The sequence below is a fragment of the Pseudomonas sp. DTU12.3 genome (genome assembly GCF_004124275.1).
Lineage (GTDB): Bacteria > Pseudomonadota > Gammaproteobacteria > Pseudomonadales > Pseudomonadaceae > Aquipseudomonas > Aquipseudomonas helmanticensis.
Genome location: NZ_CP027218.1, coordinates 1,953,628 through 1,976,950, shown reverse-complemented (window position 1 = coordinate 1,976,950; position 23,323 = coordinate 1,953,628). Strand labels below are relative to the sequence as shown.

23 protein-coding genes are annotated in these 23,323 nt (G+C 60.3%); 14 read left to right on the top strand and 9 right to left on the bottom strand.

Annotation, left to right across the window (positions count from 1 at the left end; translation table 11 throughout):
* Window positions 1-45 precede the first annotated feature (45 nt).
* Both C2E19_RS09085 and C2E19_RS09080 read right to left on the bottom strand, forming a co-directional pair.
* Window positions 46-675, bottom strand: coding sequence for an L-threonylcarbamoyladenylate synthase (locus tag C2E19_RS09085; protein WP_129390793.1), 630 nt, complete (start codon window positions 673-675; stop codon window positions 46-48).
* 13 nt (window positions 676-688) lie between these two features.
* The gene (locus C2E19_RS09080) at window positions 689-1,552 is read right to left on the bottom strand and encodes a PHP domain-containing protein (protein WP_129390790.1); all 864 of its coding nucleotides are present in this window, start codon (window positions 1,550-1,552) and stop codon (window positions 689-691) included.
* A gap of 87 nt (window positions 1,553-1,639) precedes the next feature.
* Between C2E19_RS09080 and C2E19_RS09075 the strand changes: the two genes are divergently transcribed.
* The 6 genes from C2E19_RS09075 (at window position 1,640) to C2E19_RS09045 (ending at window position 6,266) form a co-directional block, all read left to right on the top strand.
* Window positions 1,640-2,236 (top strand): septation protein A, encoded by a 597-nt coding sequence (locus C2E19_RS09075; RefSeq protein ID WP_129390787.1) that lies wholly within the window; start codon window positions 1,640-1,642, stop codon window positions 2,234-2,236.
* A 1-nt stretch (window position 2,237) separates the two neighbouring features.
* Complete coding sequence (locus tag C2E19_RS09070; RefSeq protein WP_129390784.1) at window positions 2,238-2,537, top strand: YciI family protein; 300 nt, start codon at window positions 2,238-2,240, stop codon at window positions 2,535-2,537.
* 359 nt (window positions 2,538-2,896) lie between these two features.
* A complete protein-coding gene (locus C2E19_RS09065; RefSeq protein WP_129390781.1) occupies window positions 2,897-3,307 on the top strand; it encodes a translation initiation factor 2 in 411 nt (136 codons plus the stop codon).
* A gap of 7 nt (window positions 3,308-3,314) precedes the next feature.
* Window positions 3,315-3,992 carry a response regulator transcription factor gene (locus C2E19_RS09060; RefSeq protein WP_129390778.1) on the top strand — a complete coding sequence of 226 codons (678 nt, stop codon included), beginning with the start codon at window positions 3,315-3,317 and terminating at the stop codon, window positions 3,990-3,992.
* A gap of 286 nt (window positions 3,993-4,278) precedes the next feature.
* A complete protein-coding gene (locus C2E19_RS09050) occupies window positions 4,279-4,728 on the top strand; it encodes a Spy/CpxP family protein refolding chaperone (protein WP_129390772.1) in 450 nt (149 codons plus the stop codon).
* A 197-nt stretch (window positions 4,729-4,925) separates the two neighbouring features.
* Window positions 4,926-6,266 (top strand): cell wall metabolism sensor histidine kinase WalK, encoded by a 1,341-nt coding sequence (locus tag C2E19_RS09045; protein ID WP_129390769.1) that lies wholly within the window; start codon window positions 4,926-4,928, stop codon window positions 6,264-6,266.
* 260 nt (window positions 6,267-6,526) lie between these two features.
* Here the strand turns inward: C2E19_RS09045 and C2E19_RS09040 are convergent, their stop codons facing one another.
* Window positions 6,527-7,093 carry a nitroreductase family protein gene (locus C2E19_RS09040; RefSeq protein ID WP_129390766.1) on the bottom strand — a complete coding sequence of 189 codons (567 nt, stop codon included), beginning with the start codon at window positions 7,091-7,093 and terminating at the stop codon, window positions 6,527-6,529.
* A 121-nt stretch (window positions 7,094-7,214) separates the two neighbouring features.
* Between C2E19_RS09040 and C2E19_RS09035 the strand changes: the two genes are divergently transcribed.
* A complete protein-coding gene (locus C2E19_RS09035) occupies window positions 7,215-8,669 on the top strand; it encodes a TrkH family potassium uptake protein (protein ID WP_129390763.1) in 1,455 nt (484 codons plus the stop codon).
* Here C2E19_RS09035 and C2E19_RS09030 read toward each other — a convergent pair.
* Window positions 8,626-9,687, bottom strand: a complete 1,062-nt coding sequence (locus C2E19_RS09030) for an AraC family transcriptional regulator (protein ID WP_218570000.1) — start codon at window positions 9,685-9,687, stop codon at window positions 8,626-8,628. The genes C2E19_RS09035 and C2E19_RS09030 overlap by 44 nt on opposite strands.
* Before the next feature lie 164 nt (window positions 9,688-9,851).
* On the opposite strand from C2E19_RS09030, the gene C2E19_RS09025 reads away from it, so the two are divergent.
* Together C2E19_RS09025 and C2E19_RS09020 are read left to right on the top strand one after the other, a co-directional pair.
* On the top strand, window positions 9,852-10,163 hold the full coding sequence (locus tag C2E19_RS09025) for a DUF962 domain-containing protein (RefSeq protein ID WP_129390760.1): 312 nt from the start codon (window positions 9,852-9,854) through the stop codon (window positions 10,161-10,163).
* Window positions 10,164-10,189: 26 nt separating this feature from the next.
* Window positions 10,190-10,780, top strand: a complete 591-nt coding sequence (locus C2E19_RS09020) for an HD domain-containing protein (RefSeq protein WP_129390757.1) — start codon at window positions 10,190-10,192, stop codon at window positions 10,778-10,780.
* Window positions 10,781-10,857: 77 nt separating this feature from the next.
* Here the strand turns inward: C2E19_RS09020 and C2E19_RS09015 are convergent, their stop codons facing one another.
* The gene (locus C2E19_RS09015; protein WP_129390753.1) at window positions 10,858-11,673 is read right to left on the bottom strand and encodes a UDP-2,3-diacylglucosamine diphosphatase; all 816 of its coding nucleotides are present in this window, start codon (window positions 11,671-11,673) and stop codon (window positions 10,858-10,860) included.
* 133 nt (window positions 11,674-11,806) lie between these two features.
* Between C2E19_RS09015 and C2E19_RS09010 the strand changes: the two genes are divergently transcribed.
* Window positions 11,807-12,571: an AraC family transcriptional regulator gene (locus C2E19_RS09010; protein WP_129390751.1), complete on the top strand. Its 765-nt coding sequence runs from the start codon at window positions 11,807-11,809 to the stop codon at window positions 12,569-12,571.
* A gap of 205 nt (window positions 12,572-12,776) precedes the next feature.
* On the top strand, window positions 12,777-13,670 hold the full coding sequence (locus C2E19_RS09000) for a DMT family transporter (RefSeq protein ID WP_129390748.1): 894 nt from the start codon (window positions 12,777-12,779) through the stop codon (window positions 13,668-13,670).
* On the opposite strand, the gene C2E19_RS08995 is transcribed toward C2E19_RS09000, so the two are convergent.
* Window positions 13,664-13,951, bottom strand: a complete 288-nt coding sequence (locus C2E19_RS08995) for a SelT/SelW/SelH family protein (RefSeq protein WP_016771139.1) — start codon at window positions 13,949-13,951, stop codon at window positions 13,664-13,666. The genes C2E19_RS09000 and C2E19_RS08995 overlap by 7 nt on opposite strands.
* Before the next feature lie 71 nt (window positions 13,952-14,022).
* Here C2E19_RS08995 and C2E19_RS08990 point away from each other — a divergent pair, with 71 nt between their 5' ends.
* Complete coding sequence (locus C2E19_RS08990; RefSeq protein ID WP_129390745.1) at window positions 14,023-16,224, top strand: patatin-like phospholipase family protein; 2,202 nt, start codon at window positions 14,023-14,025, stop codon at window positions 16,222-16,224.
* 85 nt (window positions 16,225-16,309) lie between these two features.
* Here C2E19_RS08990 and C2E19_RS08985 read toward each other — a convergent pair whose 3' ends face one another.
* The 3 genes from C2E19_RS08985 to recQ form a co-directional block, all read right to left on the bottom strand.
* The gene (locus C2E19_RS08985) at window positions 16,310-18,091 is read right to left on the bottom strand and encodes a FimV/HubP family polar landmark protein (RefSeq protein WP_129390742.1); all 1,782 of its coding nucleotides are present in this window, start codon (window positions 18,089-18,091) and stop codon (window positions 16,310-16,312) included.
* Between the two features lie 127 nt (window positions 18,092-18,218).
* Window positions 18,219-18,653, bottom strand: a complete 435-nt coding sequence (locus tag C2E19_RS08980) for a MarR family transcriptional regulator (RefSeq protein WP_027613988.1) — start codon at window positions 18,651-18,653, stop codon at window positions 18,219-18,221.
* Window positions 18,654-19,741: 1,088 nt separating this feature from the next.
* Complete coding sequence (recQ, locus tag C2E19_RS08975; protein WP_129390739.1) at window positions 19,742-21,871, bottom strand: DNA helicase RecQ; 2,130 nt, start codon at window positions 21,869-21,871, stop codon at window positions 19,742-19,744.
* 359 nt (window positions 21,872-22,230) lie between these two features.
* On the opposite strand from recQ, the gene C2E19_RS08970 reads away from it, so the two are divergent.
* Together C2E19_RS08970 and C2E19_RS08965 are read left to right on the top strand one after the other, a co-directional pair.
* Window positions 22,231-22,818, top strand: a complete 588-nt coding sequence (locus C2E19_RS08970) for a YecA family protein (RefSeq protein ID WP_129390736.1) — start codon at window positions 22,231-22,233, stop codon at window positions 22,816-22,818.
* 10 nt (window positions 22,819-22,828) lie between these two features.
* Window positions 22,829-23,224: a YbaN family protein gene (locus tag C2E19_RS08965; protein ID WP_129390733.1), complete on the top strand. Its 396-nt coding sequence runs from the start codon at window positions 22,829-22,831 to the stop codon at window positions 23,222-23,224.
* Window positions 23,225-23,323: the final 99 nt, after the last annotated feature.

Here is a 23,323-nt window from a genome sequence, read left to right as displayed (position 1 = left end):
CTGAGCGCCGGCCTGGGGATCGACAACGGTTTCCACTGCGGACATTCAGGCCTCGACCATGAACGGCGTCGGATCGCCGCAACCGACGCGAACGACTTCCGGATCATCGCCGGTCAGGTCGATCACGGTGGACGCCTTGATACCGCCGAAGCCGCCATCGATGATCAGGTCCACCTGGTGTTCAAGCAATTGGCGCATTTCGTGCGGATCGCTCAGCGGGTCTTCTTCGCCGGGCATGATCAGGGTCACGCTCATCAACGGCTCGCCAAGCTCGGCCAGCAGCGCCAGGGCGATCGGCTGGCTTGGCACGCGCAGGCCGATGGTGCGTTTCTTCGGATGCAGCAACAGCCGTGGCACTTCGCGGGTGGCATTAAGAATAAAGGTGTACGGCCCGGGCAGATGCGCTTTGAGGATACGAAAGGTGCCGGTGTCGATCTTGGCGTAGTTGCCCAGTTGCGACAGGTCACTGCAGATCAGCGCGAAGTTGTGCTTGTCATCGAGCTGACGCAGACGCCGCACGCGCTCGATGGCGTTCTTGTCGCCGATCTGGCAACCGATCGCGTAGGAAGAGTCCGTGGGATAAACCACCACTCCGCCCTTGCGGATGATCTCGACCGCCTGTTTTATCAGGCGCGCTTGTGGGTTTTCCGGATGTATCTGGAAAAATTGACTCACATTTTCTACCTGTTCAGACGGCGGCAATAACTGTGTCATGTTTGAACCGACACCACAGGGGTGGAAGGTCCTCGGGAACCGGCCGGTACTGGCCGATCTCGGACCAGCCGCCAGGGCCATGGAAGTCACTGCCGGCGCTGACCAGCAGACCGAACTCACGGGCAAGGATTGCCAGGCTGCCGACCTGTTCCGCAGGCTGATGACCATTGACCACTTCAATCGCGTGCCCGCCCGCTTGAATATAGTCGGCAATCAGCTTTCGGCGCTTGCTGCGGGTGAAATCGTAATGCCACGGATGCGCCAGGCTGACCCAGGCATTGGCGGCGCGCAGCGTGCCGACGGTGTCTTCGAGCGTCGGCCAGTGCAATTTGACGTCACCGAGCTTGCCGGCGCCGAGCCATTTGCGGAAGGCTTCGGCGCGATCCTTGACATAACTCTCACGAACCATCCAGTCAGCGAAATGCGGACGGGCCGGCGCGTTGCCGCTGTCGCCCAACTCCTGCTGGACTTTGCGCGCGCCTTCAAGGGCGCCGGGCATGCCTTTGAGCGCGAGCTTGCGGCTTATTTCTTCCGACCGCAGCCAGCGGCCATCGTGCAATTTGGCGATGGCTTCGACCAACGGTGCGGCATTGACGTCGAAACCGTAGCCCAGCACATGAATGGTCGCGCCGCCCCAGGTGCAGGACAATTCGACGCCGTTGACCAGTTGCATACCCAATTCGGTGGCGGCCGTGCGCGCTTCGGCGAGGCCTTCGAGGGTGTCGTGGTCGGTCAACGACAGGACTCGCACGCCGTTCTCGAACGCACGCGCAACCAGAACCGCAGGCGCCAGGGCGCCATCGGAGGCCGTGCTATGGCAGTGCAAATCTACATTCACGGAGAGTTGTAACCTCAAATCAGCTGGCGCTATCGCGCGCCCATATGTTTGTTATTATGCCGCCACATCCAGCTTCTGGCTCTCACTGTGAAACAATTCATCGATTTCATCCCGCTTCTGCTGTTCTTCATCGTTTACAAACTTGATCCACGGGTCGTCGACATCGCTGGCCATGAAGTGACTGTAGGCGGTATTTACAGCGCCACCGCGATGTTGATCATCAGTTCGCTGGTGGTGTACGGCGCGTTGTTCATCAAGCAGCGCAAGCTGGAAAAGAGCCAATGGCTGACCCTGATCGCCTGCCTCGTCTTCGGTAGCCTGACGCTGGCGTTCCACAGCGAAACCTTCCTGAAATGGAAAGCCCCGGTGGTCAACTGGCTGTTCGCCGTCGCGTTCATCGGCAGCCACTTCATCGGTGACCGCCTGCTGATCAAACGCATCATGGGGCATGCGCTGACCCTGCCGGATCCGGTCTGGACTCGCCTGAACGTTGCCTGGATCGGCTTTTTCCTGTTTTGCGGAGCCGCCAACCTGTTCGTCGCCTTCACCTTCCAGAGCTACTGGGTGGACTTCAAGGTGTTCGGCAGCCTGGGCATGACCGTATTGTTCCTGGTCGCACAGGGCATTTACCTGTCGCGTCACCTGCATGACGCCGATACCACAACACCAAAAACCGAGGACTGACATGCTCTACGCAATCATTGCCACCGACGTCGCCAACTCACTGGAAGCACGCCTGGCCGCGCGCCCGGCGCATCTGGATCGCCTGCAAGCGCTCAAGGGCGAAGGCCGCATCGTATTGGCCGGCCCGCACCCGGCCGTCGACAGCAATGATCCGGGCGCAGCGGGTTTCACCGGCAGCCTGATCGTCGCCGAATTCGACTCCCTGAGCGCCGCGCAGGCATGGGCTGACGCTGATCCGTACATTGCCGCTGGCGTGTATGCCAACGTGGTCGTCAAGCCGTTCAAACAAGTCCTCCCTTAAACAGATTTGCAGAGTGACGAGGGGTTTATGTGGCGAGGGGATTTATCCCCGCTGGGTGGCGAAGCCGCCCCAAAGCCATCCAATGCGGTGTGCCTGACACACCGCATTCAATGATTCACGACTGCTGCGCAGCCGAACGGGGCGGTGCGACGTTTCGCTAAATCCCCTCGCCACAAATACTCATCTGGCTCAAAACCCTGCTCTGCCACAAAACCCTCCTCTGCCACAAAAATCCCATCAGCCACCAACATCCCTTCCCGCGCACTGAACCTTCTCGCTTCTCACCCATCTCAATCGCTCATTATTCTCGTTTGCCTGCCGACAACCTGCCCAATATCCATTTGGAAGCAGGTATCGCGATGCGCAAGGGTCCGTTGTGTCTGATGTTGGTCACGTTGTCGATCATGGCGCCCGCCCATGGTGAGGAAACCACCGAAGGCGGCACTTCCACGCCATTGTCGTTGAGTGCCGGCAGCCAGATCACCGAGTTGCAACAGCGCCTCAAGGCCAGCGAGCAGCAGCGGGAAGAACTGAACAAACAACTGCAGAATGCCGACAACCAACGCGAAAGCGCCCAGCTCGCCCGGTTGCGCCAAGAGAACCAGCGCCTCAAGCTGCAACTCAAGGAAGCCCAGGCCAGCCCGCAGCCGCGCCTGTTGACCGACCAGCAACAGTGGTTCGTCACGGGAGCCGGAGTAGCGCTATTGGCGCTGCTCTGCGGTATCTTTGCCAGTGGAGCAAGCCGAAAACGTCGGCAATGGCTAAATTGAGTGAGTCATGAGCGAGCTGTTATTGATTGATGATGACCAGGAGTTGTGCGAACTCCTGAGTAGCTGGCTGAGCCAGGAAGGCTTTCAGGTGCGTGCCTGCCACGATGGCCAGAGTGCCCGCAAGGCGCTGGCCGAATCCGCTCCTGCGGCGGTGGTGCTGGACGTGATGCTGCCCGACGGCAGCGGTCTGGAACTGCTCAAGCAACTGCGCAACGATCACGCTGATCTGCCGGTGCTGATGCTGTCGGCCCGGGGTGAGCCACTGGATCGTATCCTCGGCCTGGAACTCGGCGCCGACGATTATCTGGCCAAGCCTTGCGACCCCCGCGAACTGACTGCACGCCTGCGCGCCGTGTTGCGCCGCAGTCATCCGGCCGCCGTGTCGACGCAACTGGAGCTGGGCGACCTGAGTTTCAGCCCGGTGCGTGGCGTGGTCAGCATCGACGAGAAAGAACTGACCCTCACCGTTTCCGAAAGCCGCTTGCTCGAAGCGCTGCTCAAACAGCCCGGCGAGCCGCTGGACAAGCAGGAACTCGCGCAGATCGCCCTCGGCCGCAAGCTGACCTTGTATGACCGCAGTCTCGACATGCACGTCAGCAACCTGCGCAAAAAGATCGGCCCGCACCCCGACGGCCGCCCGCGCATCGTTGCCCTGCGCAGCCGTGGTTACTACTACAGCCTCTGAATTACACGCATCCCCCCGGCCAACGGTGACCGACACCTCCTCCTGTAGGAGCTGCCGCAGGCTGCGATCTGATCGTTCCCACGCTCTGCGTGGGAATGCAGCCGGGGACGCTCTGCGTCCCACAGTCAATAGATCGCAGCGTGCCGCAGCTCCTACAGGGATATGTGTAAAGCTGATGACGAAGCGTCTTTACCGAAGCTTTACCGAGCGCTGACCGCCGCTGACTTTGATCTCCGTAATCTGAACTCATCCGGAACGTACCGGGAACGAGACAAGGAGATACACCATGCGCAAGACTCTTATCGCTCTGATGTTCGCTGCCGCTCTGCCAACCGTCGCCATGGCCATGCCGCAAGATGGCGGCCCGATGGGTGGCCCGATGGATGGCGCTCGCCACGGCGGTCAGATGCACGGCATGCACGGTAAAGGCCCGTACAGCCAACTCGACCTGTCCCGCGAACAGCGCGAGCAGATCCGCAAGATCATGGGCGAGCAGATGCACGAGCGTAAGCAAGTGGTCGACAAGTACTTGGAAAAGCTCTCGCCGGCTGACCAGAAAGCCCTGAAGGACGAGATGGCAGCCAACCACAAGAAAGCCGAGTCCGATGTCCGCGCCGTGCTGAAACCGGATCAACAGAAGAAATTCGACGAGATCCAGAAGAAACAGGCCGAGCGTCGCGCCGAATGGGCTGAGTTCAAGGCGTGGAAAGCGCAACAGCCGCAAAAAGCGCAATAATGTACTGACCCGGGCCCGACGGCCAACCCCGTCGGGCCCACTTTTATCTGCCCCCTGTAGGAGCTGCCACAGGCTGCGATCTTTTGACTGTGGGACGCAGAGCGTCCCCGGCTGCATTCCCACGCAGAGCGTGGGAACGATCAGATCGCAGCCTGCGGCAGCTCCTACAGGGGCTTTGTGTGTTCTGAGGATTTTCTGTGCGTTCATTGTTCTGGCGTATTCTCGCGAGCTTCTGGCTGGCCATCGCTCTGGTGGCTGGCCTGTCGATTCTGCTCGGGCACATGCTCAATCAGGACGCATGGATCCTCAGCCGCCATCCGGGCCTCAACACCCTGGCCGGCGAATGGACGCAAAGCTACGAAGCCCAGGGCGAAGATGCCGCCCAGGACATCCTCGAACAGCGCAAACGCCAGTATCACATCGACGTCCAAGTACTTAACGAATCCGGCGACCCGGTGGTCCGCGGCACCTTTCCGCGCCGCGCCGCCGCCTTCGAAGCGCGGCAGAACAACGACGACCGGCGCCTGCCATGGCGGCGCCTGACCGACGAATTCACCAGTGACAAAACCGGTGACACTTACCTGTTCATTTACCGCATCCCGCACCCGGAACTCGACGCCTGGCACCGCGAAAGCCTGCTCTGGCCACTGAGTGCGCTGGGTATCGCGCTGGTGGTGCTGACCCTGTTCAGCCTGCTCGTGACCTTCTCCATCACTCGACCGCTCAGCCGTTTGCGCGGCGCGGTGCATGATCTGGGGCAGACGACTTATCAGCAAAACAGCCTGGCGAAACTGGCCAACCGCCGCGATGAATTCGGCGTACTCGCCACCGATTTCAACCGCATGGGTGCGCGCCTGCAAAGTCTGATTGGCAGTCAGCGGCAGTTGCTGCGCGATGTGTCTCACGAACTGCGTTCACCGCTGGCACGCCTGCGCATTGCTTTGGCGCTGGCCGAACGGGCCAACCCTGAAGAACGCGAGAAACTCTGGCCACGGTTGACCCGCGAGTGCGATCGGCTGGAAGCGTTGATCAGTGAGATTCTGGTACTGGCGCGGGTCGATGCCGACAATGCCAGTGCCGAAGAGGTGGATCTGAACGCGCTGCTCGGCACGCTGCAGAAAGACGCGAAGCTTGCCTCACCCGAGCAGTTGGTGCGTCTCGATGCCGAACCGCAGCTGAACCTCAAAGGCTGGCCGACGATGATCGAACGCGCCGTCGATAACCTGCTGCGCAATGCCCAGCGTTTCAATCCCGAAGGTCAGGCCATTGAAATGCAGGCTTCGCGTCTGGGCGAAAAAATTATCGTCAGCGTGCGCGACCATGGGCCAGGCGTGCAGGCCGAGCATTTGAGTCAGTTGGGTGAGCCGTTTTACCGGGCGCCGGGGCAGACGGCGGCGGGGCATGGTCTGGGCCTGGCAATTGCACGCCGGGCGGCGGAGCGGCATGGTGGGAGTTTGACCTTGGCCAATCATCCGCAGGGTGGCTTTATTGCCAGTCTGGAATTGCCGCTGGTGCCGGGTGCGGTGGTGCAACCCTGAAAGCCGCCCTCACCCCAGCCCTCTCCCAAAGGGAGAGGGAGCCGACCGAGGTGTCTGGCGTCAGACATCGACCTGAAACACCGAGTTGATTATGGGTTCGGAAGGCACGTGAATCGTCGCCGACTCTGGGCTCGAAATGCATCGGAACCGTTATCGATTCTGGATTCAGCCGAGCACTTTCAGGTCGGCGTATCTCTACAGCATCCCCCAATCAGTCCCCTCTCCCTTTGGGAGAGGGCTAGGGTGAGGGACTCTTCGCTTTACGCCTTACCGGGCCAGGCGCTGACGAACTCGGTCAGGTCGACCTTTTCAGCTACGCGAGGTTCTTTCTGCGGAGTGCCGAGGTACAGGAACGCAATCACCTCCTCCCCCTCAGCCAGCCCCAAACCTTTGGCCACGTGACTGGAATACGCCAGATCACCCGTGCGCCACACCGCACCAATCCCCTGCGCATACGCCGCCAGCAAAATCCCGTGCGCCGCACACCCGGCCGCGAGCAACTGCTCGGCCTTCGGGTACTTGAGGTGATCCTGCAATTTGGCGATGACCACAACCACCAGCGGCGCGCGCAGTGGACCGTTGCGCGCCTTGTCGATCATCGCCTCGGTGACTTCGCCGTCCTGCTGTTGTGCAGCTTCAGCCAGCAACTCACCCATCTGCTCGCGCGCGGCGCCTTCGACGGTCAGAAAGCGATATGGCTGCAAGTGCCCGTGATCCGGCGCGCGCAAGGCAGCGCCAAACAGGGCTTCGCGCTGCTCGGCAGTGGGGGCCGGTTCGACCAGTCGTGGAACGGAAACACGGTTGAGCAAAGCGTCGAGAGCCTGCATCGGCCACCTCCTGAAAAATATGTGCGGCTATTCTAGCTTTAACTGCCAACCGGATGCCGGTTTACATGCCCTGCCCCACGGGTAGAATGGCGCCCTTCCCACATCAGCCCGAGCGGACTTCATGGCGTTGCCGACCTTACGGATCATTGGTTTCATCATCGGCATCTTCCTGATCACCCTGGCTGTCGCCATGGTCGTGCCAATGGCCACCCTGGTGATTTTCGAGCGCACCAGCGATCTGCCGTCGTTCCTCTGGGCGAGCATGATCACCTTCGTCGCCGGCCTCGCCCTGGTGATTCCCGGCCGCCCGGAACACATTCACCTGCGCCCGCGCGACATGTATCTGCTGACCGTCAGCAGTTGGCTGGTGGTGTGCATCTTCGCCGCGCTGCCGTTTCTGCTGACCCAGCACATCAGTTACACCGACTCGTTCTTCGAAAGCATGTCGGGCATCACCGCGACCGGTTCGACCGTGCTCAGCGGTCTCGACAACATGTCCCCCGGTATTCTGATGTGGCGTTCGCTGCTGCACTGGCTCGGTGGTATCGGCTTTATCGGCATGGCGGTGGCGATTCTGCCGCTATTGCGCATCGGTGGCATGCGCCTGTTCCAGACGGAATCCTCGGATCGTTCGGAAAAGGTCATGCCGCGCTCGCACATGGTGGCGCGGCTGATCGTGGCGGCCTACGTCGGCATCACCATTCTCGGCAGCCTGGCGTTCTGGTGGGCCGGGATGAGCCCGTTCGATGCGATCAACCACGCGATGTCAGCGATCTCCACCGGCGGGTTCTCGACGTCCGACCAGTCACTGGCCAAGTGGACACAACCGGCGGTGCACTGGGTTGCGGTGGTGATCATGATTCTCGGCAGCCTGCCGTTCACCCTGTACGTGGCGACGTTGCGCGGCAACCGCAAAGCGTTGATCAAGGATCAGCAAGTGCAGGGTTTGCTCGGCATGCTGCTGGTGACCTGGCTGGTGCTCGGCACCTGGTACTGGTGGACAACCAATCTGCACTGGCTGGACGCCTTGCGCCACGTCGCGTTGAACGTGACATCGGTGGTTACTACCACCGGTTTTGCCCTCGGCGACTACAGCCTGTGGGGCAACTTCTCGCTGATGCTGTTTTTCTATCTGGGCTTTGTCGGCGGCTGTTCCGGGTCGACAGCGGGCGGGATCAAGATTTTTCGTTTCCAGGTCGCCTACATCCTGCTCAAGGCCAACCTTAATCAGCTGATTCACCCACGTGCAGTGATCAAGCAGAAGTACAACGGTCACCGCCTTGACGAAGAAATCGTCCGTTCGATCCTGACTTTTTCGTTCTTCTTCGCCATCACCATCTGCGTGATCGCGCTGCTGCTGTCGCTGCTCGGCGTCGACTGGATGACTGCGCTGACCGGCGCCGCCAGCACCGTCTCCGGCGTCGGCCCGGGGCTGGGCGAAACCATCGGCCCGGCGGGCAACTTCGCCACCCTGCCGGATGCCGCCAAGTGGATTCTGTCGTTCGGCATGCTGCTCGGTCGACTGGAGATCATTACGGTGTTTGTGCTGTGTATTCCGGCATTCTGGCGTCACTGATCGCGTTGGGCGCCTGCAACAACCGCGTCCGGTAATCGCCGGGCGTGGTGTCGAACCAGCGGCGGAACGCACGAAAGAAGTTGCTCGGATCGGCAAAACCCAACAGGTAAGCGATCTCCAGCAAGGTCATGCTCGGCTGCGCCAGATACTGTTCGGCCAGTTCGCGACGGGTGTCATCGAGCAGTTGCTGAAAACTCGTGCCCTCCTCCTGCAAGCGGCGCTGCAAGGTGCGTTGCGACAAATGCAGGGTCTGCGCCACGGTATCGCGCTTCGGTTCGCCTTGCGGCAGCAACCGGCACAACACCTGTCGCGCCTTGTGCGTCACGCGACTTTCGGAAAACCGCGCCAGATACTCCCCGGCAAACCGATCGTGCAGCAGCGCCATCGCCTCGTTGGCGGTGGGCAGTGGCGCTTCCATGTCAGCCCGTTCAAAGATCAACGCATCGTACGGCGCGTTGAACATCAGCGGTGCGTGGAAGGCTTGTTTATAGGGTTCCAGATCTTCCGGTTCCGCGCCCTGCACCAGCACTTTGACCGGATGCAACGTACGCCCGCTCAGCCAGCCGCATAAGCCCAATGCGCAAGCCAGCGAGGCTTCGGCACTTTGCCGGGTCGGCGGCAGGTGATCGCCATGCACAGTCAGGATCAACGCATAGCCTTCTTCGAGCAGACGAAAACTCAGATCGGCACTTTCGGCGATGATGCGCTGATAACGCACCAGCCGTTGAAAGCCTTCGGCCAGAGTATTACTCGACATCAACGCATAGCCGGCGACATGAAACGACGCCGGGCGCACCACTTTGCCCATGTTCAGGCCGATCGCCGGATTGCCGGACAGCTCGACCGCCCGTTGCCACAGTCGGGTCATGGAGTCCTGCGGGAAGCGCGCATCCGGATCATCCAGAGCCGTGTAATCGAGCCCCAGCTGTTTGAACAGAACCCGGCAATCCAGGCCGTCCATCTCCAATGCTTTGACAATCCCCATCGCCCAGCTTGCAGAAGTCGTTCGTTCGCTCATGGCGTTTTTCTTTTACATGAGGGGCCGCATATTACGGCCTGATTTGCGAAGGATACTAAAGTGGCGCCGATTGTCACTGGCCCACGCCAATGATCACTCTAGACTCAAATAAGCTACCCGCAGAACAACTCGTCGCCAGAACAATAACCACAGAGAACGCGGTCGTGGAAAACATCAAGCATTTCAACAGTTTCGCTGAGTTCTACCCGTATTACCTCAGCGAACACAACAACAGCACCTGCCGTCGCCTGCACTTCATCGGCACGACCCTGGTGATTTTCATTCTGGCGATGACCCTCGCCAAAGGCGCCTGGCTGTTGTTATTGGCGGTGCCGCTGGCCGGTTACAGCTTTGCCTGGGTCGGCCACTTCTTCTTTGAAAAGAACCGACCGGCGACTTTCCAGCATCCGCTGTACAGCCTGCTCGGTGACTTTGTCATGTATCGCGACATGATCCTCGGTCGCGTAGCGTTCTGAATAACAAGAAACAACGAGGATGGTCGATGAACGCCAATGCCCGCTTCACCCACATGCAGGACGGCACACAAGAGGACTGGGCGATCATCGCCGCCGACTTCAGTGCCTACGCCAAACAGCTGTCGTCGCGAATTGTGACGCACCTGAAACTGCTCGAAGGTGACTTCGGCGGTTTCCCGGTGGACCGCCTGACCCACTCACTGCAAACCGCGACCCGCGCCTTTCGTGACGGGCGCGATGAGGAATACGTGGTTTGCGCGTTGCTGCATGACATTGGCGACACCTTGGGCTCGTATAACCATCCGGACATTGCTGCGGCGATTCTCAAGCCGTTCGTCAGTGCCGAGAATCTGTGGATGGTCGAGAAGCACGGGGTGTTTCAGGGCTATTACTTCTTTCATCACCTGGGCATGGATCGGCACCTGCGCGAGCAATTCAAGGAGCATCCACAGTTTCAGGCGACCGCCGAGTTTTGTGCCAAATATGATGCGGCGGCGTTTGATCCGGGCTATGACACGCTGCCGTTGAGCTTCTTTGAGCCGATGATGGAGCGCTTGTTTGCGCAGCCTAAGAACTCGATTTACAAGGCGGCGATGGAAGAACACACCACGGCCTAAGATCAACAGATCGCAGCCTTCGGCAGCTCCTACACAGGTTCCATGTAGGAGCTGCCGAAGGCTGCGATCTTTTGTTTCTAAGCGAGTTCGGCGACTTTGGCGGCCTTGAGCTCCGCCTCCCGCGCCTGCGCATCCGCTAACCGATACAACTCGATCGAGCCATCCCAGTGCTCGATCAACGCCGTACACGACTCCACCCAATCGCCGCAATTGAGGTAATCGACCTCGCCGACCTTGCGGATCTCGGCATGGTGAATGTGCCCGCAGACCACGCCATGCAACCCGCGCTTCACGCACTCATGGGCGATGGCTTCTTCAAAATCGCTGATGAAACTCACCGCGGTTTTCACCTTGTGTTTGAGGTACGCCGACAGCGACCAGTAACCGTAGCCATACCGGGCGCGCCAGTGGTTGAGCCAGCGATTCAGGGTCAGGGTAAATTCGTAGGCCGAATCGCCGAGAAACGCCAGCCAGCGGTGATAACGGGTGATCACATCAAACTGATCGCCGTGAATCACCAGCAGATGCCGGCCGTCTGCGGTGACGTGCACCGCTTCGTCGACCAATTGAATGTTGCCGAGGATCAGCTTTGAGTAACGGCGCAGGAATTCATCGTGATTGCCGGTGACGTAAATCACCTCGGTGCCGCGTTTGCTCATGGTCAGCCAGCGGCGAATCACATTGGTGTGCGCCTGCGGCCAGTACATGCCGCCGCGCAGTTTCCAGCCATCGATGATGTCGCCCACCAGGTAGATCTTGTCGGCGTGGTAGCCCTTGAGAAACTGCGACAAGTGTTCCGCCTGGCAATCGCGCGTGCCCAGGTGCACGTCGGAGATCCACAGGGTTCGCACCCGTTGTTTGCGGCTGGGTTTGGCGAGCTCGGCGCTGGTCATGGGCAACCCTCTGCGATGTTTTCGCCAGAGTGCGCCCGTCCGGTTAATCGTCCATGACAGGCGCGAGTCAGTCCTGTGACAGCGCAGCCCGTGCCGCTCGGTGTAGACTGCTGGCCTGCCCGGAGACCTGTTCATGCGCCCGATTCTCACCCTGCGTCAGTACACCCACGATCTGATCGTGCACAGCCACGAGCACGCCCAATTGGTGTTCGGGTTGTCCGGCGCGCTGGATTTCGAAGTCGAGGGTTGTGGCAGCCAGGTGCGCCAGCAAAGTTTCGTGGTCATCCCGTCCGGCGCCCATCACGCCTGCGGCAGTCCCGACGGCAGTCGTTGCCTGGTGATGGACATCCCTGACGGCCAATGGCTGGTCGATTCGCTGGGCGAACATGCCGATGCCAGTCGCCGCTTGCTCGAACAACCGGCGCGTTTGTCGCTGGATTCGGGGCAGAGCCAGTTGGTCAACTGGCTGGCGAACAGCCCGGTCAGCGATCCGTTGATCGCGCAGCAAGGCGCGGTGTTGCTGCTGGCCAGCCTCAATCATGCGCAACCTGCCGAACTCGCCGCCCGCCGTCTGCCCTACGCGGCACTGGATGCGTACATCGAGCAAAACGCCGGGTATCCACTGCAAGTCGCCGATCTGGCGCGCGTTGCCGGGTTATCCAGCGCGCGTCTGCATGCACGGTTCATGGCGGAATGCGGGCAGACGCCGATGGATTACATGCGCAGTCGGCGCTTGCATCTGGCGGTGCAACTGCTGCGCGATACGGTTTTGCCCATGGGCGAAATTGCCAGCCGCGTCGGTTACAACTCGCAGAGTGCGTTCTCGGCCGCCGTCCTGCGCGAGTTCGGCGCCTCACCCGGCCAGCTTCGGCGCGATTCTCGCGACAAAAGACAATAGCCTGCCGACAGACTTATTCGCCGCGACGCGCTTCAATGTAGGAGCTGCCGCAGGCTGCGATCTTTTGATGTTGTTTTTTAAAAGCAAGATCAAAAGATCGCAGCCTGCGGCAGCTCCTACAGTGAGATTGTTTCAATGATCGTTCCCACGCTCCTGCGTGGGAACGATCAACAGTTGAGATTGTGTTTGAGATAGAAGGATTGCAATGACTCCGCGTACCGCCCTCGGCGCTTTGCACATTGGTGCTTTGATGTTTGGCCTGACCGGTGTGTTCGGCAAACTCGCTGCCGCCTCGCCTGCCGTGATTGTTTTCGGCCGCGCGGCTTTTGCGGTGCTGGTCCTGGCGTTTTTCGTGCGTTTTGCCAGCCAGAACGGCTGGCAGAAACTGCAGGCGCTGGACTATCGACGCCTCGCCCTCAGCGGAGTGTTGCTGGCCGGGCACTGGGTGAGTTTCTTCATTTCGGTGAAAGTCGCCGGCGTCGCTATCGCCACCTTGGGCTTTGCCAGTTTTCCGGCCTTCACGGTGATTCTCGAAGGGCTGATCTTCCGCGAACGCATTCGCGCCAATGAAATTCTGCTGGTGGTACTGGTCAGCATCGGCCTGATTCTGGTGACCCCGGCCTTCGATCTGGGCAGCGGTGCCACCGTCGGTTTGCTCTGGTCGGTGCTGTCGGGATTGCTGTTTTCCCTGCTGTCGCTGACCAACCGCGCCAGCTCCGGACGCATCCCGGCCGTGCAGGCGGCGCTGTGCCAAAACGTGGTGGTGGCCCTGTGTTTGCTGCCGGTCGCGGCACCGCAACTGAGCGCAGTGCGCGCGCTGGACTGGTTGTGGATCGCCCTGCTCGGGGTGTTCTGCACCGGTGTCGCCCACAGCCTGTTCGTCGCCAGCCTGGCGGTGATCAAGGCGCGCACGGCGGCGGTGGTGTTTGCGATGGAGCCGGTTTACGGCATCACCGTCGCCTGGCTGCTGTTCAATGAAAACCCGACGCCGAAGATGTTGATCGGCGGCGCGCTGATCATCGTCGCCATCGTCGTGTCGGCGCGGATGTCAGGCCATGCCGACAGAAAAACCGTCGCCGCCGAGGCTGCGTCTCATTGAGTGCGGTCGTTGTGGCCGAGGTCGCGGTCAGGATCGATCTGATCGCGCACCCGCTGTTTCAGCACCTTGGCCTCCGGAAACCCGCCATCGGCCTTGCGCTCCCAGATCTGCACGCCCGCGCAGGTAATGTGAAACACCCCGCCGGTGCCCGGCACCAGTGAGACTTTGCCGAGATCGTCGGCAAACGTGCTGAGCAGTTCCTGCGCCAGCCACGCGGCGCGCAGCAGCCACTGGCATTGGGTGCAATAAGTGATGACAACTTCGGCTTTGGCGACAGTCATGTTCGCTGAAACTCCTGAGACAGAGGGCGCCGCTATAATAGCCGGCTTTATCGCTTGCCCCGAGACTCACAATGCGCCGTCTGCTGTTCTGCCTGCTGCTTGGATTCCTCCCTTTGTTCGCTCATGCCGGCGTCGATGCCAGTGACGCGACGCGCCCGAAAGTCGGCCTGGTGCTGTCCGGCGGCGCCGCGCGCGGGTTGGCGCATATCGGCGTGCTCAAGGCCCTGGAAGAGCAAGGCATCAAGATCGATGCGATTGCCGGAACCAGCATGGGCGCCGTGGTCGGTGGCCTGTATGCGTCAGGCTACAAGATCGATGAGCTGGAAAAACTCGCGCTGAACATCGACTGGCAAGCCGCGCTGTCCGACGCCCCGCCGCGTGAGGACGTACCGTTCCGGCGCAAACAGGACGACCGCGACTTTCTGGTGAAGCAAAAACTCAGCTTCCGTGACGATGGCAGTCTCGGCCTGCCGCTGGGGGTGATTCAGGGCCAGAACCTCGCGTTGCTGCTGGAAAGCCTGCTGGCCCACACCAGTGACACCCGCGACTTCGACAAACTGCCGATCCCCTTCCGCGCCGTCGCCACCGACATCGCCAACGGTGAAAAAGTGGTGTTCCGCAAAGGTCACTTGCCTCAGGTGATCCGCGCCAGCATGTCGATCCCGGCGGTGTTCGCCCCGGTCGAACTTGATGGCCGGCTGCTGGTGGACGGCGGCATGACCGACAACATCCCTCTCGATGTCGTGCGGGCGATGGGCGTCGACGTCGCCATCGTGGTCGATATCGGCACGCCGCTGCGCAACCGCAAACAACTGACCACGGTGGTCGACGTGTTGAATCAGTCGATCACCCTTATGACCCGCAGTAACTCGGAAGAACAACTGGCCGCGCTGAAACCTTCGGACGTGTTGATTCAACCGGCGCTGGCGGCGTTCGGCGTCACCGATTTCGGCAAAGCCCAGGAAATGATCGACGCCGGTTACCGCGCGACGAAAATCCTCGATGCACGCCTCGCCCGACTGAAACCTGCCGAGTCCCAGGATGCCGAACTCAACGCCGCACGCTCGCCGGGTCAGCGCACACCGATCATCACCGCGATCAAGGTCGAGAACGACTCGAAAGTCGATGACGATGTGATCCGCTATTACATCCGCCAGCACATCGGCGAGCCGTTGGATCTGGGTCGCCTGCATTCGGACATGGGCACCCTGTACGGCCTCGACTATTTCGAGCAAGTGCAGTACCGCGTGGTGCACAAGGGGCAAGATCACACCCTTGTGATCAGCGCCCGCGGCAAGCGCAGCGGCACCGATTATCTGCGCGTGGGCCTTAACCTGTCGGACGACATGCGCGGCGACAGCGCCTTCAACCTCGGCGCCAGTTACCGTATCAACGGCATCAACCGCCTCGGCGCAGAATGGCTGACCCGCGCGCAGATCGGCGACAAACAAGAGTTGTACAGCGAGTTCTATCAGCCGCTGGACGTCGGTTCGCGTTATTTCGTTGCGCCGTATGCGTCGTTCGAGGCACAGAACGTCGATTCGGTGCTCGATAACGATCCGGTCGCGCAATACCGCGTCGAGCGCTACGGGTTCGGCCTCAACCTCGGTCGACAGATCGGCAACAACGGTGAAATACGTTTCGGTGTCGGTGAAGCCTGGGGCAAGGCTGACGTGCGCATTGGCGATCAGGATCTGCCAAGCGAAAGCTTCACCGAAGGCTTCTACTCGCTAAAGTACTCCTACGATTCGCTGGACAACGTTTACTACCCTCACGAAGGCAAGGACATCAGCCTGACGCTGATGCAATTCGAACCGAGCCTGGGCTCGGACACGCGCTATCGGCAGTGGGAGTTCAAACTCGACAAAGCCATGAGTCGTGGGCCGGACACGCTGATTCTCGGCGGTCGTTATGGGCGCACGCTGGACAATGCCAACGTGGTGACGTCGAGCTTCCTGCTAGGCGGCGCACGGCAGTTGTCGGGTTTCCGCGAGGATTCGGTGTCGGGGCAGAATGTCAGCCTGATGCGCGCGGTGTATTACCGCAGGCTGACGCCGCGCTCGTACCTGCCACTGGATTTCCCGCTGTACGCCGGTGCTTCGCTGGAACGCGGGCGGGCGTGGAACAATGACAATGAGTTCGACAGCGGCTACATCAATGCGGCGAGCGTGTTTATTGGCTTCGATACGCCGTTGGGGCCGTTGAATTTCAGTTATGGTTTGAATGATGCAAATGAGCAGGCGGTGTACCTGAACCTCGGCCAAACCTTCTGACCCGTGTAGGAGCTGTAGCCACAGTGCCAATGTGGGAGCGAGCCTGCTCGCGAATGGTTCGTCCCATCAACGACAGGCACACGACTCAACGAATCCCCGCCAATAAAGTGCGTGCCGTTTGTTTCAGCGGCTCATCGCCTTCCTTGAGCAGCTCGTTGAGCAGTGCAATCGCGCTGTCGAGGTCGCCGTCATCAATGCAGGTTTGCGCCTGTTCGAGCTTTACGGATCCGCCGCTGTGCAGCTCCTCCGGCGTTTGCAAATCCAGCGGTTCCAGTGCCAGTGGCGGCGAATCAGCAAATTCATTGAGGAAATTATCGTCGAGCGGTTGGGCGTCCGCCTCGGCGATCCACTCAAGCTCAGCGTCCTCACTGTCCGCTGTTTCCGGCAGGGCAAAATCCTGCGGCAGCACTTGCAGGCTGGCACCGAAGGCGGACGCGTCTGCCGGCGCTGGCGCGGTGGCCGGACGGCTTTCTTCCAGATCCCAGGTGGAATCCATCGACAAGGCGTCGAGGTTCAGTTCGAAGTCATCTTCCGCTGGTGCAGGTTCGGGCGCGGCGACAACGACAGGCGCTGCGCTGGCGACCGCCGGTACGATCGGCGCCAACGATACCGCACTGGTTAATTTTGGATGACGCTGGCGAATATCCTGTAACCGCTGCTCATCAACCCCGAGCTGGCGCAAATGGTTTTCCTGCAATTCAAAGGCTGTGCTATCGCCCTGGCGCCCCAGCACTTCGAGCAATTGCAGGCCAAGATCAACCCGCTCCGGTTCCTTTTGCAAGGCATCGCGTAACAGCCCGGTCGCTTCGCCGAGCCGGCCATAAGCCAGATAGATTCCCACCGCTTCCAGCACATCGCCCGCCGCTGGCTCTTCTCGATGATCGGCTGAGGCGTGCGTCCTGACCGGCTCCGCGCTTGCGCTCGCACCAACGTCAGGTTCGCCAGGCAGCGGCGCGAATGGCAGCGGTTCGGCGCTGGACGCCTGTTGTTGCCGTCGACGGTGAATAAACAGTGCGGCCAACGCCCCGAGCAGCAGCAACAAACCGCCGAGCAACGGCCAGTTAAAGCCGTCATCGGCGGGTTCGACCGGTGCGGCGACCGGTGCCGGGATTGGCGTTATGACAGGCGCTGGCGGCGCCTTTTGCAGTTCGACCAAGCGGGTTTGCAGATCGCTGATCTGCTTCTTGCCATCGGCAATCAGCACGTCCTGCGCCTGGATTTTCAGATTCTGCTCGTCGAGGATTTTTTGCAGCTGCTGGTTCTGCAACACGCTCGCGGCCAACTGCTCGGCCAGTGCATCGTTGGCGGGTGCCGGCGCTGGCACCGGCGCAACAGGCGCGGTGTCACGCTTGCCTTGCGCGGCTTGCGCGGGTGCAGCCGGTTCGACCGTGGGAAAGCCGGAAGACTGCGGGCGCGGATCCGGCTCATCGGTGGCCGGCACGATACCCGGCGAGCCCGGTGGGTCGATCAGCACGGTGTATTCGCGCAGCAAGCGGCCGTTGGGCTGACTGAGCTGCACAAGGAAATTCAGATAGGGTTCATTGACCGGTTTACTCGAGGTCACCCGGATCATCTGCCGATTACCGTGCAGGATCGGCGTGAACTTGAGGTCATTGAGGAAGAACACTCGCTCAACCCCGGCCTGGCCGAATTCGTCGGCCGTGGCCAGGCTCACGGAGAGATCGTTTTGTGTCAGCCCACCAACATCGACCAACGCGATGTCGGCCTTGAGCGGCTGATTGAGGGCGGAATGAACAGTGATGTCACCCAGCCCCAACGCCATCGACCAGGTCGAATAGCTGAATACGCCAGCGATCAGCAGCCATTTGGCGCCACCGCGCAGTACCACGTGCCGACTTGCGAGCATGAGCATCCCTTAAATAAGCAAAACCGACTTCTATGCGTTCGCACATCCGGTACGAACACGATATTGCCCAGTAGTTCTTATAGTCTGCTCAGCGCGATCTCTCAAAAAAACGGCAGCGGGTTGTGCCTCAAGATTTTTCCAGATTACCCAGAATGTGCCCGTGAACCCGCATGCAGACCTTTAAATCCGCCTCGTCGACGCCTTCGAACAATTCGTGACGCAGCTGCGTGGCAATCGTTTCGATTTGTTCGATCAGCGGCAGGGCCGGCGCACAGAGAACGATTTTTTTCGCCCGACGGTCTTCCATCACGGACTGGCGTTGCACTAGGCCCTGGCTTTCCAGACTATCAAGCAAGCGTGCAAGGGTCGGACCTTCGACACCGACGCTCTGCGCCAGCTCCCGTTGGGTCGGCGCGTCTTCGAAACGCGCCAGATGCAGCAGCACCAGCCAGCGCGCCTGGGACAGCCCCAGGCCGGCCAGCCGGCGGTCCAGTTCGGCACGCCAGCCACGGGACATCTGGGCCAGTTGCATGCCAAAGCGGTGTTGATCGGTTAACGGCATAAAACACTCACGGTTAGACTGAAAAATAAAGAATTTCTAATTATTAGCCAGCTAAGCATGAGCTGCAGTTATAGGCAAGTAGCGGTCTGTACTGAATCGTTACATCTTGAAAGCCCCTCACCCTAGCCCTCTCCCAAAAGGAGAGGGGACTGAATGGGGGATGCTTCAGGGTTACGCCGATCTGATCCTGCTTTACCGAAGCCATAATCGACTGGTTCTTTCAGGTCGATGTCAAACCCCAGACACCTCGGTCGGCCCCCTCTCCCAAAAGGAGAGGGGACTGAATGGGGGATGCTTCAGGGTTACGCCGACCTGATCCTGCTTTACCGAATCCATAATCGACTGGTTCTTTCAGGTCGATGTCAAACCCCAGACACCTCGGTCGGTCCCCTCTCCCAAAAGGAGAGGGGACTGAATGGGGGATGCTTCAGGGTTACGCCGACCTGATCCTGCTTTACCGAAGCCATAATCGACTGGTTCTTTCAGGTCGATGTCAAACCCCAGACACCTCGGTCGGTCCCCTCTCCCAAAAGGAGAGGGGACTGAATGGGGGATGCTTCAGGGTTACGCCGACCTGATCCTGCTTTACCGAATCCATAATCGACTGGTTCTTTCAGGTCGATGTCAAACCCCAGACACCTCGGTCGGCCCCCTCTCCCAAAAGGAGAGGGGACTGAATGGGGGATGCTTCAGGGTTACGCCGACCTGATCCTGCTTTACCGAATCCATAATCGACTGGTTCTTTCAGGTCGATGTCAAACCCCAGACACCTCGGTCGGTCCCCTCTCCCAAAAGGAGAGGGGACTGAATGGGGGATGCTTCAGGGTTACGCCGACCTGATCCTGCTTTACCGAAGCCATAATCGACTGGTTCTTTCAGGTCGATGTCAAACCCCAGACACCTCGGTCGGTCCCCTCTCCCAAAAGGAGAGGGGACTGAATGGGGGATGCTTCAGGGTTACGCCGATCTGATCCTGCTTTACCGAAGCCATAATCGACTGGTTCTTTCAGGTCGATGTCAAACCCCAGACACCTCGGTCGGCCCCCTCTCCCTCGGGGAGAGGGCTGGGGTGAGGGCTGGCGGCCAACTTACATTTCGAATTCCGATTGCAGCGCAGCCCGCACGCAGTAAAGCACGCCCTCTGGAACCCGGCCGGCGAACAACTCGGCAATTTCGGCGACCGACGGCAACTCGCCTTCGCCATCGAGGAACGCGTCCTGCACTTCGCCCATCAGTTCTTCAGGCAAGTCCAGCGCCTGTTCCAGCGACAACTGCTGCTTGCCAATGGCTTCGGCGAGCATGGTGTAGACGTTCTTTTCCGAGCACTGCAACTGCCCCGCGATTTGCAGCGGCGTCATGCCGGCGCGGGCCAGCGTGATCAGTTCGTGGCGCACGTCGGCCACCGCTTTCGGCGCCTCGACTGCGCCGCCAAGCACTTCGAGGAAGGCCTCGCCATAGCGCTCCAGCTTACGTGCACCGACGCCGCTGACCGTGGCCATTTCCGCCAGCGAAGTCGGCTGACTGCGGAGCATTTCCAGCAGCGTCGAGTCGGGGAAGATGACGTACGGTGGTACGCCGTGTTCTTCGGCGAGTTTGCGCCGCAACGCACGCAGCGCTTCCCACTGTTCGCGCTCTTCGCCGCGCACCAGTTGGCTGGCCGGACTCTTGCTGTTGCTCTTGGCGGCGACTTGCGGCTTCAGATCGCGGCGCAGCTCCAGGCTCACTTCGCCCTTGAGCAATGGCCGGCAACTGTCGTTGAGACGCAGACCGCCGTACCCTTCGTGATCGACATCGGCCAGACCACGCGCCACCAACTGGCGGAACAGCGAGCGCCATTCGCTCTCGCTCAGCGCTTTGCCGACGCCCCACACCGACAGGTGCTGATGACCGAAACTGCGAATTTTTTCGTTGTCCTTGCCCAGCAGCACATCAACCAGATGGCCGACGCCATAACGCTGGCCAGTACGGAAAATCGCTGACAACGCCTGACGTGCAGGCTCGGTGGCATCCCAGGTCTGCACGCCATCGACACAGTTGTCGCAATGGCCGCACGGCTCGGGCATGTCTTCATCGAAATACGCCAGCAGGGTCTGACGACGGCAGCGGGTTTCTTCGCAGAGCGAGAGCATCGCGTCGAGCTTGTGCTGCTCTAGACGCTTGTGCCGCTCGTCGCCTTCAGAGTTCTGCAGCATCTGCTTGAGCATCACCACGTCTTGCAGACCGTAAGCCATCCACGCATCCGCCGGCAAGCCATCGCGGCCACCACGACCGGTTTCCTGGTAATACGCTTCAAGCGACTTCGGCAGATCAAGGTGGGCGACAAAACGTACGTTGGGCTTGTCGATGCCCATGCCGAACGCCACGGTGGCGACCATGATCAGGCCTTCCTCATTGAGGAAGCGCTTTTGGTTGAAGGCCCGCAGATCGTTGGGCAGACCTGCGTGATACGGCAACGCCGGAAAACCCTGTTCGCTGAGGAACGTCGCCACTTCTTCGACTTTTTTGCGCGACAGGCAATAGACGATGCCGGCATCACTGCGCCGCTCGGCGAGGAACGCCAGCAACTGCTTGCGTGGCTGCTCTTTAGGAACGATGCGGTAAAAGATGTTCGGGCGGTCGAAGCTCGACAGAAAGCGCTCGGCGTTCTGCAGATGCAGGCGGGTGACGATTTCTTCGCGGGTGCGCTTGTCGGCGGTAGCGGTCAGGGCGATGCGCGGTACGTCGGGAAACAGCTCCGCCAACTGGCCCAGTTGCAGGTATTCCGGACGGAAGTCGTGGCCCCATTGCGATACGCAGTGCGCTTCGTCGATGGCGAACAAGGCGATATTCAGCCCTTGCAGGAACGACAGCATGCGCGGTTGCACCAGACGCTCGGGCGCCAGATACAACATCTTCACTTCACCGCGTTTGATCCGCGTGGCGAGATCGCGCTGCTGCTCGGCACTCAGTGTGGAGTTCAACGCCGCTGCCGCCACACCCAGCTCTTCGAGGGTGGCGACCTGATCGTCCATCAAGGCGATCAACGGCGACACCACCACCGCCAGGCCTTCGCGCAACAGCGCCGGGACCTGGAAGCACAGCGACTTGCCGCCACCGGTAGGCATCAAGACCAGCGCATCCCCGCCGCTGGCCACGCGCTCAATGATTGCACCCTGACGGCCACGGAAACTGTCGTAGCCGAAGATGTCCTTGAGGACGCGTTGAGCCTGTTCGAGCATAAAAACTCCAAAAATCACAAAAACATCCCTGCAAGGCTGGTTCATGACGGGCAAGGCTGCACCGCAGAATCGTAAGAACGCATTGCATGACAGCCGCAATACAGGCAGGGAGCGCAAAACGCGGCAGTATACCCGAGGCCTCCCCTGCACAGGGCGACACCCGTCGATACAATCTAAGATGCGCCCCTGTAGGAGCTGCCGCAGGCTGCGATCTTTTGATCTTTAAAAAACAACATCAAAAAATCGCAGCCTGCGGCAGCTCCTACAAAGATGTAGGGTGAATCTGCCGTGCGGCTGGCTTGAGCGCTCAAGAAGGCCTAGAATTCCCGCATTGTTTATTCCCCCAAGGTAGCCCCGTAATGTCCTTCGCTGAGCAACTGACCCGCCTGCAAGTCTTCCTCGATGCCGACGAGCTGCACGACGAGGCGCTGGATTACGTGGCCGCGCACGGTTATCTGACCGCGCTGTCGATCTGCGCCGAAGACGTACCGGAGCGTGAGTGGATCGACGCCCTGTTCTCTGAAGAGCCGCATTACAGCAGCGACGCCCAGCGCGCAGAAATCGAAGCCACGCTGATCGGCCTCAAGGCGCACATCGCCCGTCAACTGGCCTCGGATGAAGAATTCGAGCTGCCATGTGACCTCGATCTTGGTGAAGAGCCGGACGACTCCGAACTGCGCGGCTGGTGCATCGGTTTCATGGAGGGCGTGTTCCTGCGCGAAGCAGCCTGGTTCGAAACCGCTGAAGAAGAAGTCAGCGAAATGCTCCTGCCGATCATGGTCGGTTCGGGCCTGTTCGACGAACAGCCAGAGTTCGAAGACATCGCCAAGGACGCCAACCTGATGGACGACATGATCGTGCAGATCCCGGAAGCCCTGACCGCGCTGTACCTGCTGTGCCAGGCACCCGACGAAAAACCGGCGATCCTCAAGCCACGTCACCACTAAGATCCGGCCTATGGACAACCCCATAGGCAACCGCTCTCTGATGTTGCGCTACTTGCTGCTGGCCATCGGCTGGCTCAGCGTGGCATTGGGGGTGATCGGGATCTTCCTGCCTGTCCTGCCCACCACCCCTTTCCTTCTGCTCGCCGCGGCCTGCTTCGCGCGCAGCTCTCCGCGTTTCTATCAATGGCTGGTCGAACATCCACGACTGGGGCCATGGATCCGCGATTACCTCGATGGCAACGGCATTCCGCTCAAGGGCAAGGTCTACGCGATCGGGCTGATGTGGGCGAGCATTCTGTTCTCGTGTTACCTGGTGCCGCTGCCGTGGGCACGGGGGTTCATGTTGACGAGTGCGGTGTTGGTGACGATCTATATCCTTCGGCAGAAGACTTTGCGCAAATCCTGATTCCTCCTTGTCTTCAAACAGAACTGTTTTAAAAGACACCCTGCAGAAGCTGCCGCAGGCTGCGATCTTTTGATGTTGCTCTTCAAAACAAGATCAACA